This is a genomic window from Pseudonocardia sp. NPDC046786 (assembly GCF_040645415.1).
GTDB lineage: Bacteria > Actinomycetota > Actinomycetes > Mycobacteriales > Pseudonocardiaceae > Pseudonocardia > Pseudonocardia kongjuensis.
Map to the genome: position 1 here is coordinate 28,449 of NZ_JBEYYF010000024.1, position 17,037 is coordinate 45,485.

Annotated in this window: 13 protein-coding genes; 7 read left to right on the plus strand and 6 right to left on the minus strand. The window is 71.6% G+C overall.

What is annotated here, in order from left to right:
- Positions 1-111: 111 nt before the first annotated feature.
- From ABZ881_RS24645 to ABZ881_RS24660, 4 genes are all read right to left on the minus strand, one after another.
- Positions 112-1,326, minus strand: a complete 1,215-nt coding sequence (locus ABZ881_RS24645) for an MFS transporter (RefSeq protein ID WP_358487946.1) — start codon at positions 1,324-1,326, stop codon at positions 112-114.
- A gap of 212 nt (positions 1,327-1,538) precedes the next feature.
- Positions 1,539-2,207 (minus strand): SRPBCC family protein, encoded by a 669-nt coding sequence (locus ABZ881_RS24650; RefSeq protein WP_358487948.1) that lies wholly within the window; start codon positions 2,205-2,207, stop codon positions 1,539-1,541.
- Between the two features lie 13 nt (positions 2,208-2,220).
- Positions 2,221-3,411 carry an FAD-dependent monooxygenase gene (locus ABZ881_RS24655; protein ID WP_344018168.1) on the minus strand — a complete coding sequence of 397 codons (1,191 nt, stop codon included), beginning with the start codon at positions 3,409-3,411 and terminating at the stop codon, positions 2,221-2,223.
- A gap of 128 nt (positions 3,412-3,539) precedes the next feature.
- Positions 3,540-5,216, minus strand: coding sequence for a GAF domain-containing protein (locus ABZ881_RS24660; RefSeq protein WP_358487949.1), 1,677 nt, complete (start codon positions 5,214-5,216; stop codon positions 3,540-3,542).
- Between the two features lie 68 nt (positions 5,217-5,284).
- Here ABZ881_RS24660 and ABZ881_RS24665 point away from each other — a divergent pair, with 68 nt between their 5' ends.
- From ABZ881_RS24665 to ABZ881_RS24695, 7 genes are all read left to right on the plus strand, one after another.
- Positions 5,285-6,370 (plus strand): FAD binding domain-containing protein, encoded by a 1,086-nt coding sequence (locus ABZ881_RS24665; protein WP_358487950.1) that lies wholly within the window; start codon positions 5,285-5,287, stop codon positions 6,368-6,370.
- Positions 6,367-6,894: a (2Fe-2S)-binding protein gene (locus ABZ881_RS24670; protein WP_358487952.1), complete on the plus strand. Its 528-nt coding sequence runs from the start codon at positions 6,367-6,369 to the stop codon at positions 6,892-6,894. Before ABZ881_RS24665 ends, ABZ881_RS24670 begins: the two co-directional genes overlap by 4 nt.
- Positions 6,891-9,335 (plus strand): xanthine dehydrogenase family protein molybdopterin-binding subunit, encoded by a 2,445-nt coding sequence (locus ABZ881_RS24675; protein ID WP_358487953.1) that lies wholly within the window; start codon positions 6,891-6,893, stop codon positions 9,333-9,335. Before ABZ881_RS24670 ends, ABZ881_RS24675 begins: the two co-directional genes overlap by 4 nt.
- A gap of 92 nt (positions 9,336-9,427) precedes the next feature.
- Complete coding sequence (locus ABZ881_RS24680) at positions 9,428-10,291, plus strand: MoxR family ATPase (RefSeq protein ID WP_358487955.1); 864 nt, start codon at positions 9,428-9,430, stop codon at positions 10,289-10,291.
- Complete coding sequence (locus ABZ881_RS24685) at positions 10,288-11,448, plus strand: VWA domain-containing protein (RefSeq protein ID WP_358487956.1); 1,161 nt, start codon at positions 10,288-10,290, stop codon at positions 11,446-11,448. The genes ABZ881_RS24680 and ABZ881_RS24685 overlap by 4 nt, the downstream gene beginning before the upstream one ends.
- 23 nt (positions 11,449-11,471) lie before the next feature.
- Positions 11,472-12,605 carry a DUF3500 domain-containing protein gene (locus tag ABZ881_RS24690; RefSeq protein ID WP_344018161.1) on the plus strand — a complete coding sequence of 378 codons (1,134 nt, stop codon included), beginning with the start codon at positions 11,472-11,474 and terminating at the stop codon, positions 12,603-12,605.
- A 265-nt stretch (positions 12,606-12,870) separates the two neighbouring features.
- On the plus strand, positions 12,871-14,301 hold the full coding sequence (locus ABZ881_RS24695) for a glycoside hydrolase family 140 protein (protein WP_358487958.1): 1,431 nt from the start codon (positions 12,871-12,873) through the stop codon (positions 14,299-14,301).
- Here the strand turns inward: ABZ881_RS24695 and ABZ881_RS24700 are convergent.
- Positions 14,294-15,907 (minus strand): NAD(P)/FAD-dependent oxidoreductase, encoded by a 1,614-nt coding sequence (locus ABZ881_RS24700; RefSeq protein WP_358487959.1) that lies wholly within the window; start codon positions 15,905-15,907, stop codon positions 14,294-14,296. The genes ABZ881_RS24695 and ABZ881_RS24700 overlap by 8 nt on opposite strands.
- A gap of 67 nt (positions 15,908-15,974) precedes the next feature.
- Positions 15,975-16,871 (minus strand): SMP-30/gluconolactonase/LRE family protein, encoded by an 897-nt coding sequence (locus ABZ881_RS24705; protein ID WP_358487960.1) that lies wholly within the window; start codon positions 16,869-16,871, stop codon positions 15,975-15,977.
- Positions 16,872-17,037: the final 166 nt, after the last annotated feature.

The following is a 17,037-nucleotide window of genomic DNA, read 5'->3' on the forward strand; positions in this document are numbered from 1 at the left end:
TCGGCACCCGGCCGAGCCTACGGCTCCGGTGTCGCGACGCAACGGCCACCGGCCGGTGCGGCACGATATCCCGGCCGCGAGACCGTGTCCCCGCTCCGGGGCGTCAGTGGGTCAGCGGCCCGGACGCTCGGGTTCGGTCCCGCTGTCGTCAGCGGGGAACGCCCGACCGTCCGACGGTGCGCGGGGACGCACCGGCCGAGTACGCGCTCCGAAGGTCCGCAGCACCACGCCGAGAGCCACCACGATGACCACCGCCAGCAGCGCGGACACGAGGAGCGTGCTCGTGACCGTACTCGTGACCTCGGAGCCGATGCCGATGACAACGACCGGGACCGACATGCCCAGGTAGCCGGCGAGGAAGAAGGCGGAGACCACGGCTGCGCGGCGGTCGGCGGGAACGAGTCGATTGAGCTCGGCCAGGCCGCCGCGGAAGATGAAGCCGATCGCGACACCGCTGGCGACGGTGGCCAGCAGGAACAGCCAGAGCGCCGTGATGACGAGCGCGGAGTCCAGTGCGGCCAGGCCGAGTAGCAGCAGCACGAGTCCCGTCGCCGCCGAACGCCTGCTGGGCAGCCGAGCAGAGACCGCCTGGCCGATCGCACCTGCAGCGAAGATCAGGAACGACACCGCACCGACGACGGCCAGATTCCGGACCCCGAATCCGTCTGTCAGGAATGTCGGTGTCAAGCTGCTGAAGAGACCGAGGAGCGTGAACGCGGCGAAGATCCCGAGGGCGGCTCCGGCCATCACCGACCGCAGGTCGGCGGGAACCTCGACGTCCGGTGTGAGCACGACGACCCCGTCCCGCCCGACGGCCGTCTCCGGTACCACCACGAGCGCACAGGCGGCCAGGAGCAGCAGGCCGAGATAGACCCAGAACACGGTCGTCGTGGGCCCCGGGACGTACTGGGCGAGCGCACCCGCCAGCAGCGGCCCCAGGCCCAGACCGGTCAGATTGGCGCCCGACGCGACGACGGCGGCAGCATTCTGATCCCCGCGAGGATGGAGCTCGGCGATGGCGGCGGTGGCGGTTCCGGTGGCGAGGCCGACCGCGATACCGCTCAGCACCCGGGCCACGATCAGGAGCGGCACCGCGGATGCCACGAGGAACACCACCGTACTGGCAGCGGCCACGACGACCGTGCCGGCCAGGACCTTCTTCCGTCCGATGTGGTCACTGATGCCGCCGAGGAACAACAGGGCGAGGAGCGTCCCCCCGGCGTAGGCGGCGAACACGATGGTGATCGTCAACTCGCCGAAACCGATCTGTTGCCGGTACAGCTCGTACAGCGGAGCCGGGATGGTCCCACCCAGCATCATCAGCAACAAGACACCTGCCATGAGGGAGTACGCAGCCCTCGATCGTCCGGAGTGCGTGCTCGACCTCGTCGCCCCGCTCGCCATCGGCTCCCTCGATCCACTCCCGTACACGGAGCATTTCCGGCACCGGCCCGTTGATCCGGCGATGTTCTGGAGGAGATCCGTCCAGCGGTCCGTGCCGGTTCCCCGACGCGTACCGCGCCGCGCGACCCGTCGTGTCAGCTGCGGCGGCGGGCCAGGCCCACCACGAATGCGAGGAGGACTGCGACGCCGACGGCCGGACCCCATCTCCGGATCCAGGCCGGAGTCATCGACGACAGCAGGTCACCGACGTCGAGCGCTTCCTGCGATGTCGCCGACGGAGCGGGCTGTCCGGGACGAGCGGAGATCCCAGCAGCCGGCGCGGTCGCCGGGCCCGGTCCGGGTGCAGCGGGAGCGTCGTCCTGCGCGAGGGTGGTCGCGAGGCACGTCGCGAACTGCCCGATCATCTTGTCGGCGACATCCGAGATCACGCCGCGGCCGAACTGGGCCGGCCTGCCGGTGACGGCCATGTCCGTCGTCATCCGGACCTCGCTGCGCCCGGGGCCTGCCTCCGAGACCGTGCCGGTGACCTGGGCCTTGGCCGTTCCGTTCCCACGGGAGTCGCGGCCGGTCGCGGAGATGAGGACCCGCCGTGCGGCGTCGTCGCGCTCGACGTAGACGCCCTCGCCCTTGTAGGTCAGCGAGATCGGACCGAGCTTGACCTTCACGACGCCCGCGAAGGTGTCCCCGGTGAACTCGGTCAGAGCGGCGCCGGGGAAGCAGGGAGCGACGAGCTCCGGGTCGTTCAACGCCTTCCATGCATCCTCGACGGGGACGTCGATGACGAAGCTGTTCTGCAGGATCATGTGTGGTCCGTTCTCAGACGCCCGGGGCGTAGAGCCCGAAGCGGAGCTCCGGGTCGCCCGGGGTCCAGGTGTTGGTGAACTGCGAGCGGGCGCCCATCGCGGCCACTCGGTCGATCAGCTGGTTGCCGAGCTCGAGCCGGCCCGGTTCCCACTGCTCGAGGGCGTCCCGGACGTCGGTCGCCGCGCCGAGGTGCTCGTAGAGCGTCCACGCGTCAGCGGCGGCCTTCGCCGAGCCCGCGGCCGCGTGCGGGCGGGCGGCGAACGCCGCGTCCCCGATGATCGCGACCCGCCCGTCGACCATGCCCGGGATCCGGGTGTCGAACACGACCTGGATGTAGGGCTCATCGGTCCGGGTGACGACCTCGGCCGGTCCGGGGGCCAGATCGCGGACGGCGGCCTCCCGCAGCTCGTCGACGTAGCGCTGCTGGACCGTCCCCGGATGGATCGAGACCGGGCACTCGAACCCGCGGGTGTCGGTGGTGAGCTCGTGCAGCTCGCGGCCCGGCGCCACGTTGCGGTACCAGACGTAGTTGATCAGCCGCCTACCCTCGGTGAGCTCGCCGTCCATGCCGGGGATCGTGTAGAGCACGATGTGGCTGTGGTCAGCGACGTTGTAGTTCAGGGCGTCGTCGAGAAGCGCGCGGGTCCCGGAGCTGACCTGGTCCTCGCGGACGGTGCCGCGCCAGCCGACATAGCCGGAGTACTCGCGCTCCAGGTCGGGGAACACCCGCCGGCGGCCGGTGGAGGTGATGCCGTCGGCGAACACCACCAGGTCGGCGCGCTCCCGGCGGCCCGAGACGAAGCGCAGGTCGACCCCGTCGGCGTCCTGGTCGAAACCGGCGCAGAACTCGCCCAGGTGGTAGTGCTCGGTTCCGAAGTCCGCCAGCAACGCGCGGTAGACGGAGCCCCACGAGGTGTACCGCCACTCGGCGGGTTCCTCGAACACGATCTCGTTGCGGGCACCGATGTAGCGCAGCTTGCTCGAACGGGTGCTGAGGTCCTCGATGCGGTGCGCGCTGTGCTCGTGGAACCACTTCATGGTGATCGGCTGCAGCACGATGCCGCCACCGCGGTGGTCCAGCTGCTCGGGTGTCCGCTCGAAGACGTCGACCGAGAAGCCGAGTCGGCGCAGCAGCAGCGCACTGGTGAGGCCACCGATCGAGCCCCCGACCACAACGGCGCGCGAGCCGGTGTACTGATTCACGGCCAGTCCTCCCTGACGTGGTGCGACCGACCCAGCCTGACAAGCCACGCCCCGTTCCTCGCTGTGTGAGAACACAGCGAGGAACGGATCCCTTGGGGATTTCCCCAGTGGCTGCGGGCAGCGCCCTCTCAGGTGACGGGCTCCCGGTCGTCACCGAGGACGTCGGAGGCCATGAGGGCCACCGTGAAGTGGAGCAGGGATTCCGAACGCGCCAGCACCATCCCGGTCAGCTCCTCGATCCGTTTGAGGCGCAGGCTGATCGTGTTGGGGTGGACGTAGAGGTCCTCGGCCGTGCGCGCGACGCTCGCGCCCCGGTCGAGGTACGCCCGGATCGTCTGCACCAGCTGCGCACCCCGGCGGTCGTCGTGCTCGCGCAGCGGTGCCAGCACGTGCTGCGCGAAGCGGCGCAGCTCCTCGGGGTCGTCGAGCTGGAGCAGCAGCCCGTAGACACCCAGCTCCGGCAGGGAGACCGTCCGGTCCTGACCGCGGAGCAGCGCGAGGTTCAGCGCCCCGCGCGCCGTCCGGACGGCCGGGAGCAGCTCCGCCGCCCGCTCACGCCGGTGCCCCACGACGACCGTCGCAGTGCCGCCGTCGAACGCACGACGCGCCGAGACCCGGATCAGTTCGGCGGCCTCGGCCGCCGACGGCCCGCCGGTGGTCCCGGGCCACAGCACGACGATGTGGCCTCCCGACGAGGTCACGAGGGGCCGGGGCTCGCAGCGGTCCGCTATGGACTGCGCGACGCCCAGGAGCACCCGGACGGTGTCGGTGCCTGCGTCCGGCGCGGCGACGAGGACGGTGTGTGGGGAGTTCAGGTCGTGTCCCAGCGGCGCGGCCCGGGCCGCGATCGACTCGGCGTCGATGCCTGCCAGTAGGTCGGTCAGCAGCTCGCCCCGGAGTCGCCACTCCACGTCCACGGCGGTCCGGCGGCGGAGGAACTCCAGCGCGCAGACGACGGCCGCGTGCTCGATCGCCCGGCGCTCCAGTTCACCGAGGCCGCCGACCCTGCCGGGGAGCCACAGCTGCGCGATCACCTCTTCCCCGAGCAGCACCGGCGCGAGCACCCGCTCCGGATCGTCGTGCTGGGTGATCCCGGGCGCCGACGGTGATGCCTGCGCAGGGAAGGGCCCGTCCAGTGCCCGTCGCCCAGCGCGGGCGTCGGCCACGACCGCGCCGTTCCGGTCCGTGACCACGACCGGCCGGCCGAGCAGCCGGGCCAGCGCTTCGGCGACCCCCTGCACTCCGCCGCCCCGCAGGGCGACCGCGGTGAACTCGCGGTGGATGTCCTCGGCCTGCTCGAGCATGCGCCGTTGCTCGGTCAGCGAGGTGATCAGCCGGGCGCTCTGCAGGGCGCTGGCCGCCTGGTTGGCCAGCGTGGCCAGCAGCGACAGCTCGTCCGGCCCGTACTCGTGCACCGCGCGCCGGTAACAGTTGAGCGTGCCGACCGACTCGCCGCCCACCAGCAGCGGAACGGCGGCGATCGCGCGGTGTCCGTACCCGCTCGCGAGGCTCGCCCACGGCTCGAACGACACGTCGGCCAGGATGTCGGGAATCGGCACCGGTCTGCGGTCCAGGAAGGCGCGCGTCGACGGGCCGTCCGCCAGCGGACCGGACCCCAGCGCGATGGTGTGGCGGTCGTTCACGGCGGCCACGTACTCCTCGGACAGTCCGTGCGAGCCGCAGATCACCAGTTGCCGCCGGTCGTCGTCGGCCAGCAGCACGCCACTCGCCTCGTGACCCGTGAGCTGACAGGCCGTCTCGGCGATGAGATCCAGCAGATGCGGGAGGGAGAGGCTGGCGTTCACCGCGCTCGCGATCCGGCCGACGCCGCCGAGCCAACGCCGTAGTTCATCACCGCGGGCGGCCTCACCCGATGACGCCCGACTTTCGTCCGTCCGCTCCGACACGCCCGCGAACGATACTGGATTTCGCCACAGTCGATGACGGCAGCGCTGTGGGTTACACCAGTTCTACCTGTGGTGGCCAGTATTACCGTCCGGACAGCCGGGTCCCCGGCGCGCCCTCATCCACCACGCACGACCGGCTGGTCGTGTACCGAACGACGATCGGACAGGCAATGAAGCCGCCACGGTTCCAGTACCGCGATCCCGACACGCTGGCGGACGCGGTCGCACTCAAGGCACGACACCGTTCCGACGCACTGATCCTCGCCGGGGGCCAGAGCCTGATGCCGATGCTCAACATGCGGCTCGCCGCGCCCGCCGTCGTGATCGACATCAATGGCGTCACGGACCTGCAACAGATCACCCGCAACGGCGGCGTCGTCGAGATCGGCGCCTGCGTACGCCAGTCGACTCTCGAGACCGACCCGCTCATCCGCGAGGCCGTGCCACTGCTGGCCCGGGCCGTGCCCCACATCGGGCACATCGAGAACAGGCACCGCGGAACGGTCGGCGGCAGCCTCGCGCACGCCGACGCCTCGGCCGAGCTGCCCTGCACCGCTGTCGTCTCCGATGCCGTCGTCGTGGTGCAGGGCCAGAACGGCCGCCGGGAGATCCCGGCGTCGTCGTTCTTCGACGGGTTCATGACCAACGCCTGCGCCGATGACGAACTCGTCGTCGCGGTCCGCTACCCGGTCACCCCGGCCGGAGCAGGTACCGCCTTCGTCGAGGTCGCCCGCCGCGCCGGCGACTTCGCACTCGCCGCCGCCGGCGTGATCGCCGAGGTGGACGGCGACGGCCGGTTCACGCGGCTCGCCGTCGGTGTCGCCGGGGTGGCATCGGTTCCGCTGCGTGCGACCGACGTGGAGCAGGAGCTGCTCGGCCGGCCGGTCGACCCGGCCACGATCGATGCCGCCGCCGAGCGCGTCGAGGCGGCGGTGACCACCGGCGACGACATCCATGCGACGTCGGCCTATCGCAAGCATCTCGCGGCGACCGTCGTGTCGCGTGCCGTGCTGGCCGCGGCCGCGGACGCCAGGAACGGAGGGAACCGGTGACCGCCACCGAGCACCGGGCAGCCGCGGCCGACGCCGCGAACCGGACGATCACGCTGCGCGTCAACGGTCGCGAGGTGAGCCGCACCGTCGAGACCCGCACCACGCTCGCCGACTTCCTGCGCGACGACCTGGACCTGGTGAGCGTGCACCTCGGCTGCGAGCACGGTGTCTGCGGCTGCTGCACGATCCTGCTGGACGGCGAGTCCGTCCGCTCCTGCCTGATGCTGGCGGTGCAGGCTCGCGGGCACGAGATCGAGACCGTGGAGTCACTGTCGGCCGACCAGAACGCACTGCACCCGATCCAGGAGGCGTTCGCCGAGGAGCAGGGCCTGCAGTGCGGCTTCTGCACCCCGGCGATGGTGCTGCGCTGCAAGGAGATCATCGAGGACGGCAAGGCTCGCACCGACGACGAGGTCCGGCACGAGATCTCCGGCATTCTGTGCCGCTGCACCGGCTACCAGAACATCGTCAATGCGGTCCAGAACGCGAGCCGCAAGCTCGGCGGCAAGGAGGCCGGCGCGTGACCACCACACAGGATCCCGTCGTGGGCAGCTCCGGCAAGCCCGCGGCCGGATACAAGTACATCGGCGCCGACCGCAAGCGGGTCGAGGACCCCCGTCTGCTCGTCGGGCGGGGCGGCTACATCGCCGACATGAAGATGCAGGGCCTCCTGCACGCCGCGATCCTGCGCAGTCCGGTCCCGCACGCCCGGATCGACTCGATCGACACCAGCAGCGCCGAGCGGATCCCGGGGGTCGTCGCCGTCCTTACCGGCGAGGACTGCAAGGCGCACATGAACCCGTGCATGAACTTCGGCCCGCCGACCATCGCGCAGTATCCGATCGCTGTCGACAAGGTCCGCTACGTCGGCGAGGCGGTCGCGGTCGTCGTGGCGGAGAGCCGCTACATCGCCGAGGACGGCGTCGACGCACTCGATGTGGAGTTCTCCGACCTCCCGCTGGTATCCGACCCGAAGGCGGCGCTGGAGCCCGGCGCCGCACCGCTTCACGACGAGCACGGCAGCAATCTCGCATACGAACGTACGTTCGAATTCGGCGACATCGCCGCCGCGATGGAGGAGGCGGACCTCGTCGTCTCCGACACCCTGCACTGGGGCCGCTCGGCGGGAATGCCGATGGAGACCTCCGGCGCGATCGCCCGCCCCGGGAACAACGGCGTGCTCGAGGTCTACTGCAACTCACTGAACTTCAGCTACCTGCAGTTCCTGGTCGCCGGGGCGTTGAGGATCCCGTCGAACAAGCTCAAGATGCAGCCGGTCGCCGCGGGCGGCAGCTTCGGCAGCAAGTTCACCGCGCACAAGGTGCCGACGCTGACCGCGTTCCTGGCCCTGCGCACCGGACGGCCCGTGTCCTACATCGAGGACCGCCTCGACCACCTGATGAACTCCGACCACCACGCCTCGGACCGGTACTACGAGGCACGGATGGGCCTCACCGCGGACGGGATGATCACCGGCCTGGACATCGACGTCCTCGACGACTACGGCGCCTACCTGCAGTTCGGGACGGGGACCCACGGGAACGCGCTCTCCCAGCTGACCGGGCCGTACCGGTTCCGCAACGCCCGCTACTCGCTGCGCGCCGCCCTGACCAACAAGTGCCAGCAGGGGGCCTACCGCGGGTTCGGCTCCGAGGTGCACAACTGGGTGCTGGAGAGGCTCGTCGACCAGGCGGCGAAGAAGCTCGGTCTCGCACCGGAGGACATCCGGCGCCGCAACTTCATCCTTCCCGAGGAGTTCCCCTACAAGATCCCGGGCGGGAACCTCTACGACAGCGGCAACTATCCCGCCGTGCTCGACAAGGCACTCGGGATGATCGACCTCGAGCACTGGCGGAAGGAGAAGGCCCGTCTGCGGGAGGAGGAGGGCCGCTACATCGGGATCGGGCTCGCGACCACCCAGGAACGGTCGGTGTTCTCCTCGACCGAGTTCTGGTTCTGGTCCGACGAGCCGGCCTTCCCGATCACCTCCAGCCCGGAGAGCGCCACGATCACGATCGATCCGGCCGGTGCGTTCCAGCTGCAGCTGCACTGCCAGGCGATGTGGGGCAACAGCCCGGAGACGGTCGCGACCACGGTGCTGGCCGAGGAGTTCGGCGTCGAGCCGGACACCGTCAACGTCTCCTACGCCGACACCTCCCGGGCGCTGCCCGGCACCGGCCCCGGGGGCAGCCGTTTCACGGTGATGGTGGCCGGTGCGGTCCGCGGTGCATCGCGCAAGCTCAAGAAGAAGCTGATCGACATCGCGGCGCACAGCCTCGAGGTCTCGGCCGACGATCTGGAGCTCGTGGACGGCCGGGTGCAGGTCGTCGGGGCGCCGGAGCGGTCGCTCGGAATCCCCGAGCTGGCCGGGTCGGCGTACTTCTTCGCGCTCAGCCTGCCCCCCGGGATGGCGAGCGGTCTCGAGGAGAGCCACACCTACGACCACCCGTACACCACGCTGCCGGCGGCGGACCGCTCCGACCTCGGGGTCTTCTACCCGATCATGGGGCACGCCTGTCACATCGCGGTCATGGAGGTCGACCCGGACACCGGCCAGACGAGCTTCCTCGACTACGTGGCGGTGCACGACGCCGGCACCGTGGTGAACCCCAAGAGCCTGGGCGGGCACGTGACCGGCGGCGCGGCGCAGGGCCTCGGCTCCACGCTGTACGAGGAGCTGGCCTACGACGCCGAGGGGCAGTTCAAGTCCTCGACGTTCCTGGACTACCTGATCCCCACGGCGAACGAGGTGCCGCCGTTCCGGATCGGGCACGTCGAGACCCCGTCGCCGTACACCGAGTTCGGGATCAAGGGCGGAGGCGAGGGCGGCCGGATGGTCACCCCGTCCGTGGTCTCCTCGGCCATCGACGATGCGCTGGCCGAGTACGGCATGCACATCCAGCAGCTGCCCGTCAAACCGGCGGACATCGTCGAGACCGTGCAGAACGCCCGCGTCGACGAGTAGTCGCCCCCGGTCCGGCCCGGCCCGGCAGCGCCGCCACGGCGCGATGCCGCCGGGCCGGGCCGGCTCCATCCATCCGCGCGGAGGAACCCGACGTGCCCCACCCCTTCCGTTCACCGGCCGAGCTCTCCGAGGGACTCGGATCGGTCGGCTACCTCGCCGACGACGCGCTCTCGATGGCGGCCTACCTCGCGCTGGGCCTGAACCGCCCGTTGCTGCTGGAGGGCGCCAACGGCGTGGGCAAGACCGAGATCGCCAAGGCACTGGCCGACCTGCTCGGCCGCGACCTGGTCCGGTTGCAGTGCTACGAGGGCATCGACGCCTCCCAGGCGCTGTACGACTGGCACTACGCGCGCCAGCTGATCGACGTCCGAGCGCACGAGTCGACCGGCTCCGCCGACGTGTTCACGCGCGACTACCTGCTGTCCCGGCCGTTGCTCACGGCCCTGGAGGCCGGCGACCGCGCGGTGCTGCTGATCGACGAGATCGACCGGGCCGACGACGAGTTCGAGGCGTTCCTGCTGGAGCTGCTGTCCGACTTCGCCGTCACGATCCCCGAGATCGGCCGGATCGCGGCGGCCTCGCCGCCGCTGGTCGTGCTGACCTCGAACCGCACCCGGGACCTGCACTCCGCGCTGCGCCGCCGGTGCCTGTACCACTGGGTCGGGCACCCCGACCCCGAACGCGAGTTCCAGATCCTGCGGATGCGTGCCCCACACGTCCCGGCGGCGCTGGCCAAGCAGGTCGCCGACGCCGTGCAGCGGATCCGGGCGCTCTCGCTCGGCAGCCCGCCCGGGGTCGGCGAGGCGATCGACTGGGCCGGGGCGCTGCACATGCTCGGCGCCGAGACACTGTCCCCCGACGACGCGGTGGCCACGCTCAGCGCGCTGGTCAAGGACGTCGACGACCAGCAGCGGGTCGCCGAGATCGTCGACGACCTGGTACCCCGCGCGTCGTGACAGCCGCGGCCGAGGCGCCGTTCGACGTGACGGCGACGACCTGCACCGGGTTCGCCGCGGAGCTGCGCAGGCACGGTGTTCCGGTCGGGCCCGGACAGACGACCACGTTGTACGCGGCCCTGCACCAGGTCGGACCGGTACGGCTGCGCGACCTGTACTGGGCCGGACGGATCACACTGGTGGGCGGCCGCGAGCAGTTCGCGGCCTACGACGCGGCGTTCCGCGCGTTCTTCACCGCCGAGACCGACGGCGACACCGTCGCGCTGCCCGCACCGCGGACGACCGCGCCGCAGGTCGACCGGGACACTTCGAGCTCGGCGAGCACGCCGAGCGCCCGGCCGTCGGAAGCCCGGGAGGACGAGGTCGACCAGGCCCGGCTGACGCCGTCGGACGTGCGGGTGCTGAAGGAGAAGTCCTTCGCGCGGATGGACGCCGTCGAGCGTCGACGGGCCGCCGCACTGGTACGGCGTCTGGGCGCCGAACTTCCCCGCCGCCGCAGCCGCCGCCGGGTCCCGGCACCCCGCGGGCGGCACCTGGACCCCCGGGCTCTGCTGCGCTCGGCGCTGCGCACCGACGGCGAGCCGGTCCGGCTGCCCCGCCGGCACAACCCGCTGCAGGAGCGTCCACTGACCCTGGTGGTCGACGTGTCCGGGTCGATGGCGCCCTACGCGACGGCGTTGCTGTGGTTCGCCCACGCCATGCTGCGCGCAGGGCATCCGGTCGAGGTGTTCACCGTCGGCGTCGAACCGACCCGGATCACCGACGAGCTCCGCAGGCCATCGCTGGACGTCGCGCTCGCCCGGGTCGCCGCCGCCGTCGGCGACTGGGACGGCGGCACCCGGCTCGGCACGTCGTTCGCCACCGTCCTCGAACGCTACGGCGGGCACCGTGCGCTGCGCGGCGCCGTCGTCGTGATCTGCTCGGACGGACTGGACCGAGACGAGCCCGAGATCCTCGGCGACGCCATGCGCTCGCTGCACCGCGTCGCCCACGGCACCGTCTGGCTCAACCCGCTCAAGGGCGACAGCCGCTACCGGCCCGTGCAGCGGGCGATGGCGGCGGCCCTGCCCCACATCGACGTCTTCCTGCCCGGCCACAACGTGGCCGCGGTCGAGCAGCTCTGCGCTGCACTCGCCGCCTCCCGCCGGGCGGCGTGACCCCGCACCTCGAGGAGGAGCACGTGCCTCACCCGAACCCCGCCCAGCGGATGGTCGACGCCGCCCGGGCGTGGCTGGACGGCCTCGACGAGCAACAGCGAGACGCCGCGCAGCTGCCCTGGCCGTCCGACGAGGAGCGGCGGCTGTGGTTCTACACCCCCACCGACCACGGTGGGCTGGCGCTGCAGGCGATGCGTCCCGCCCAGCAGGGCCGTGCGATGCAGCTGCTGCACAGCGGGCTCTCGGCTGCCGGCTACGTCACCGCCTCGACGATCATGGGCCTGGAGAACGTGCTCGACCACGTCGAGGGATTCACCGTCGACTGGGGACGCGAACGCGGGCGCGACCCCCAGCTGTACTGGATGCGCGTGTTCGGCGAGCCGACCCTGCACGGCCCCTGGTCGTGGCGGTTCGGTGGGCACCACGTGTCGGTGCAGCACCTCGTGCTCGACGGCCGGGTGCAGGCAAGCACCCCGTGCTTCCTCGGAGCCGACCCGGCCGAGTCGCCGCTGCTGGGCCCACACCCGTTGCGGCCCCTCGGAGGCGCCGAGGACCTGGGCCGGGACCTGGTCCGGTCCCTCGACGAGGGCCCGCTCGGCCGGGCCCTGCTCACCCCGGTCGCTCCCGTCGACATCGTCGGGGGCAACCGGTCCCGGGTCGGTGACACCGACCACGGGCTCCGCCCGCTGTGGGACACCTTCCGCGGACGTTTCACCGAGAAGCGCCTCGCCGACCGGGTCGTGACGATGCACGAGCGCGCCGAGGAGAAGGCCGGGGTGCGGCCCTCCGATGACGAAGCAGTCACGCTCACCCCCGCCCCCAAGGGGATCCCGGCCGCCGACCTCACCATCGACCAGCAGCAGATGCTGCGCGCGTTGCTGGAGGTCTACATCGGGCGGATCCCGGACGAGCTCGCCGAGGCGGAGGCGGAGAAGTTCCGCGGAGACAAGCTGCTCGACGTGCACTTCGCCTGGGCCGGCGGGATCGAGCGGGGACAGCCGCACTACTACCGTATCCAGGGCCCACGCTTCCTCGCCGAGTACGACAACACCCAGCGCGACGTGAACCACATCCACTCCGTGTGGCGGGACCCGGAGGGCGACTTCGGCGAGGACGTCCTCGCACAGCACCGGGCACGGTTCCACCGCAACGGCTGAGCAGGGCGGTGTTCTGCCCACCCTTCGGCACCGCCGGGTTCTTCCGCGACACGGGGCCCGGTGCCATCGGGACGGTCGCCGGTCCGTCGGAAACCGCGGCCGCCGGTGACGCGCGGCGGCCGGTGCGGCACCCGCGTCACACGCTTCCGTGATCGGGGTGTCCGGCCCGGACCTGCCACCGCACGGGTAGATTCGGACGATCACCGGGCGGGGTCGGCGTGCGCGCCACCGGATCCGCCGGACATCGAGGCCGTGCGGAGGGACCATGCCACGCCGGGCACCGCGGACCAGCAGGAAGGCGCTGCTGACCGTCGGCCTCGCGATGGCCGTCGGGGTACTGGTCGCGGCCGGCGCCACCGGGCCCGGGCCGGTCCGCACGTCGTGGTCCCAGGACTCCGCGCCGGAGCCCGCGCAGCAGCAGCCACCGGCCGAGCCCGCGGTGACCGGGCCGCCGCGGATGGAGATCGAGGGCCGGTTCTTCACCGCAGGCGGCGAGCCGCTGTTCTGGCTGGGCGACACCGCGTGGGCGCTGCTGGGCAAGCTGGACCGCGCGGACACCGTGCGCTATCTCGACGCCCGCAGCGAGCAGGGCTACAACGTGATCCAGGCGGTGGCGATCTTCCCGCAGGCCGGTGCGAACCGGCCGATCCGCGGCGACGTGCGCAGCGCACCCGACCACGGGGCCTTCTGGGACAACGTCGACTTCGTGATCGATGCCGCCGCCGAGCGCGGCATGTACCTGGCCATCCACCCGGTGTGGGGGGACAAGCAGACCGGCTCGGTGGTCGACGAGGGCAACGCCCGCGGGTACGGCCGGTTCCTCGGCGAGCGGTACGGCGACCGGGGCAACGTCACCTGGACGCTCGGCGGGGACCATCCGGCCGGCGGTGAGGAACGCCTCTGGGGCAACCTCGCCGAGGGCCTGCGCGAGGGCGGCGCGACCCAGCTGACGACCTACCACCCGCAGGGCGACCAGACCTCCGCGCAGTGGTTCGCCGGAGCCGACTGGCTGGACTTCCACATGATCCAGGGCGGGCACTGCCTGCGCTACGGCGTCCGGCAGCGGCTCATCGAGACCACCTACGACGCCCGCCCGGCGAAGCCGTTCATCGACGGCGAACCGATCTACGAGGAGCACCCGTACTGCTGGGAGTCCGATCGCGGGTTCTCCACCGCGCAGGACGTCCGCCGCGACGCCTGGTGGGCGGTGCTCGGCGGCGCCGCCGGGCACACCTACGGCGCGCACTCGGTGTGGCAGTTCAACGACGGCGGCCGCGGCGCGCTGGGCGCCCGCGGCAGCTGGACCGACGCGCTGCGGCTGCCGGCCGGTGGGCAGATGGTCCACCTGCGGGAGCTGATGGAGTCGCTGCCGTTCCAGCTGGGCGTGCCGGACCAGTCGGTGATCACCTCGGAGACCGGGTCCGGGAAGGACCGGATCGTCGCCAACCGCGCCTCGGACGGCTCCTACCTGCTGGTGTACACGCCGTCCGGCGGGGGCTTCGCGCTCGACCCGGCCGCGACCTCCGGGCTGACGACGGCCCGCTGGTTCGATCCGCGCACCGGCGCGTTCCGGGACACGACGCCGGGGGAGCGGTTCGATCCGCCGTCGGACGAGGACTGGGTGCTGCTGCTGACCGGCCCGGACGCCCCGGGACCGGGCGGTCCCGGGGACGCCGCGGCGGAGCCGGTCAGCTGATCGCGAACCCGGCGAACCCGGCCTGCTTCGCCTCGTCGAACCGCTGCCGGTAGAGCGGCAGGCCGCCCGGGTAGTTCAGGCTCTGGATCGGCTTGCCGGGGATGTTGGCGCCCATGTACCAGGACCTGGCCTTCGGGAACAGCGTCGGCGCCACCAGCCCGGCGACGTGCTCGGCCCACTCTCGGTCGGCCTCCGGGGTCGACTCGATCCGGCGGGCACCGGACCGCAGCAGGTGGTCGAGCGTCTCCACCACCATCTCGCCCTGGATCTCGGCGCAGGTCGGGCCGTTGCAGAAGCCGGAAGGGCTCTGCGGGCCGTAGACGAACAGCAGGTTCGGGAAGTGCGCGGTGGCGATGCCCAGGTGTGCCGCGACCCCGTCCGCCCACTGCTCGCGCAGCAGCCGGCCGTCGGTGCCCCGGATGTCGAGCCGGGTGAGCCCGCCGGAGACCGAGTCGAAGCCGGTGGCGAGCACGATCACGTCGAACGGGTGATCGGTCCCGTCCCGGGTGGTGATGCCGGTCGGCGTCACCGCCTCGATCGGGTTCTCGACGAGATCGACCAGGCTCACGGTGTCCTGGTTGAACACGTCGTAGTAGTTCTGCTCCAGCGACGGGCGCTTCACCCCGAACGGGTGCGGCGGCTCGGTCGGCGCCAGCTTCTCGGCCAGCGCCGGGTCGTCGATCCGGGCCCGGACCTTGTCCCGCCAGAACCGGTAGGCGTGGTCGTTGGACTCCTGCACGAACAGGGTGTCCTGGTAGATCGCGAGCCAGAACCGGAACCCGCCGCGGTCCCACAGCTGCTGGTAGCCCGCGGTCCGTTCCTCATCGGTGAGGTCCAGCGCGTTCTGCGGGATGAAGTCGTAGTCGAACCCGGCGAACGTCTCGCCGCGGGCGGCGAACCGGTTCGGCAGCTCGCGCCGGATCTCGTCCTGGTCGGCCGGGGTCAGTGTGCGCTGGCGCATCGGCAGCGCCAGGTTCGGCGTGCGCTGGAAGACGGTCACCGCGGCCGCGTCCCGCGCGGCCTCCTGGGTGACCTGCACCCCGCTGGCGCCGGTCCCGATCACCGCCACCCGCTTGCCGGTGAGGTCGACGCCCTCCTGCGGCCACAGCGCGGTGTGGTGCGCGGCGCCGCCGAACGAGTCGAGCCCGGGCAGGTCCGGGACGTACGGGCGGGACGCGAACCCGAGGCAGGGCACCAGGTAGCGGCAGCGGGTGGTGCGGCCGTCGGCGGTGCGTACCACCCACTGGTCGCGGTCGGTGTCGAAGTCGGCCCCGGTGACCCGGGTGTCGAACCGGATGTCCCTGGCGAGATCGAGCGTCCGGTCCAGATGGTCGAAGTAGTCCCGCACCTCGCTCCAGTCCGGGTACAGCTCGCTGTACTCCCAGCTCTTCCAGATGTCCTTGTAGGCGAACTGGTAGATCGGGCCCTCGGTGTCCACCCGGGCTCCCGGGTAGCAGTTCCAGTACCAGATGCCGCCGAGCCGCGACCCGGCCTCGTAGATCTTCACCGAGTAGCCGAGATCGCGCAGCCGGTCGAGCTGGTAGATGCCGGCGAACCCGGCTCCGATGACGAGGACGTCGAGTTCCTCGGTGGTCGTGTCGGTCATGTGCGGTCGACTCCCTTCGTCGGGGCCGGCGCGGGTCCGCCGGCGAGGATGGGTGCGGCGGTGGGGATCACGGGGTGCCGGCGTGCGGCGCGTCGACCCGGGTGCGCAGGATCCGGCCGAGCCGGGTGCTGCGGCGTTCGGCCTCGTCGAACGACGGCGCGACGCACAGGTGCAGGGTCCGGCCGTCGTCACCGCCGAGCATGCAGGCGTACACGCCGTCGTCGCCGGTGCTGATCTCCTCCAGGATCGTGCCGCCCTCGGCGACCCGCACGCACCGGTGGTGCACCGCGTCGGCGGTCCAGACGGCGCCCTCGGCGTCCAGGCAGGTGCCGTCCGGGGCGACGACGACCGAGGCCAGCATCGCGTCCAGGGCCGAGGTGTCCGGCGGGTCGCCGAACACGGCCCAGTCCCGGCGCGGCCCCAGCCCGCCGTCGTCGTGGATGTCGAAGGCCGAGATCCGGTTGCCGAACGTCTCGCTGACCAGCAGGGTCCGGCCGTCCGGGGTGATCACCGAGCCGTTCGGGAACATCAGGTCCTTCGCGACGACGGTGACGGTCCCGTCCGGGTCGATCCGGGACACGTCGGTCGTGGCGAACGGGGCGCCGCCCATCAGGTCGTAGCCGAAGTTGCCGACGTAGGCGCGGCCGTGCGCGTCGACCACCATGTCGTTGGTGTGCCCGCCGGCGACCGCCGACAGGTCGCCGTGCTCGACCAGCCCGCCGTCGGTCAGCCGCAGCACCTTGCGGTCCCGCATGGAGACCACGAGCAACGTGCCGTCCGGCAGCCAGCCCAGGCCGGACGGCTGCTGCGGCACCGTCGTCACCACCTCGGTGCTCCCGTCGGGGGCGACGGCCAGTACCTGGTGGGTGTAGAAGTCGGAGGTCCACAGCCTGCCGTCGTGCCAGCGTGGGCCCTCGAGGAAGGTGTACCCCTCGATCAGCGGGGTGAGGTCGCGGGAGGTCATCGTCGACGTCCTTTCGCCGGGTGCAGGGCGGAAGGGAGTGTCGGGCGCCGGTGTCCCCGGTCACTGTCCGACTTCGCTACATCCACCGCCGGGGCGACGGCGTGTCCTGTTTTGGGACAGCTGCGGGACGCACGACCTGCTGTGATCGGCCCCTACACTGGAACCG

What these genes read in the sequence shown, in the direction of transcription:
- ABZ881_RS24650 (WP_358487948.1), bottom strand. Translation starts at nt 2,207, where the DNA reads ATGATCCTGCAGAACAGCTTCGTCATCGACGTCCCCGTCGAGGATGCA.
- ABZ881_RS24665 (WP_358487950.1), top strand. Translation starts at nt 5,285, where the DNA reads ATGACGCCCGACTTTCGTCCGTCCGCTCCGACACGCCCGCGAACGATA.
- ABZ881_RS24695 (WP_358487958.1), top strand. Translation starts at nt 12,871, where the DNA reads ATGCCACGCCGGGCACCGCGGACCAGCAGGAAGGCGCTGCTGACCGTC.
- ABZ881_RS24700 (WP_358487959.1), bottom strand. Translation starts at nt 15,907, where the DNA reads ATGACCGACACGACCACCGAGGAACTCGACGTCCTCGTCATCGGAGCC.
- ABZ881_RS24705 (WP_358487960.1), bottom strand. Translation starts at nt 16,871, where the DNA reads ATGACCTCCCGCGACCTCACCCCGCTGATCGAGGGGTACACCTTCCTC.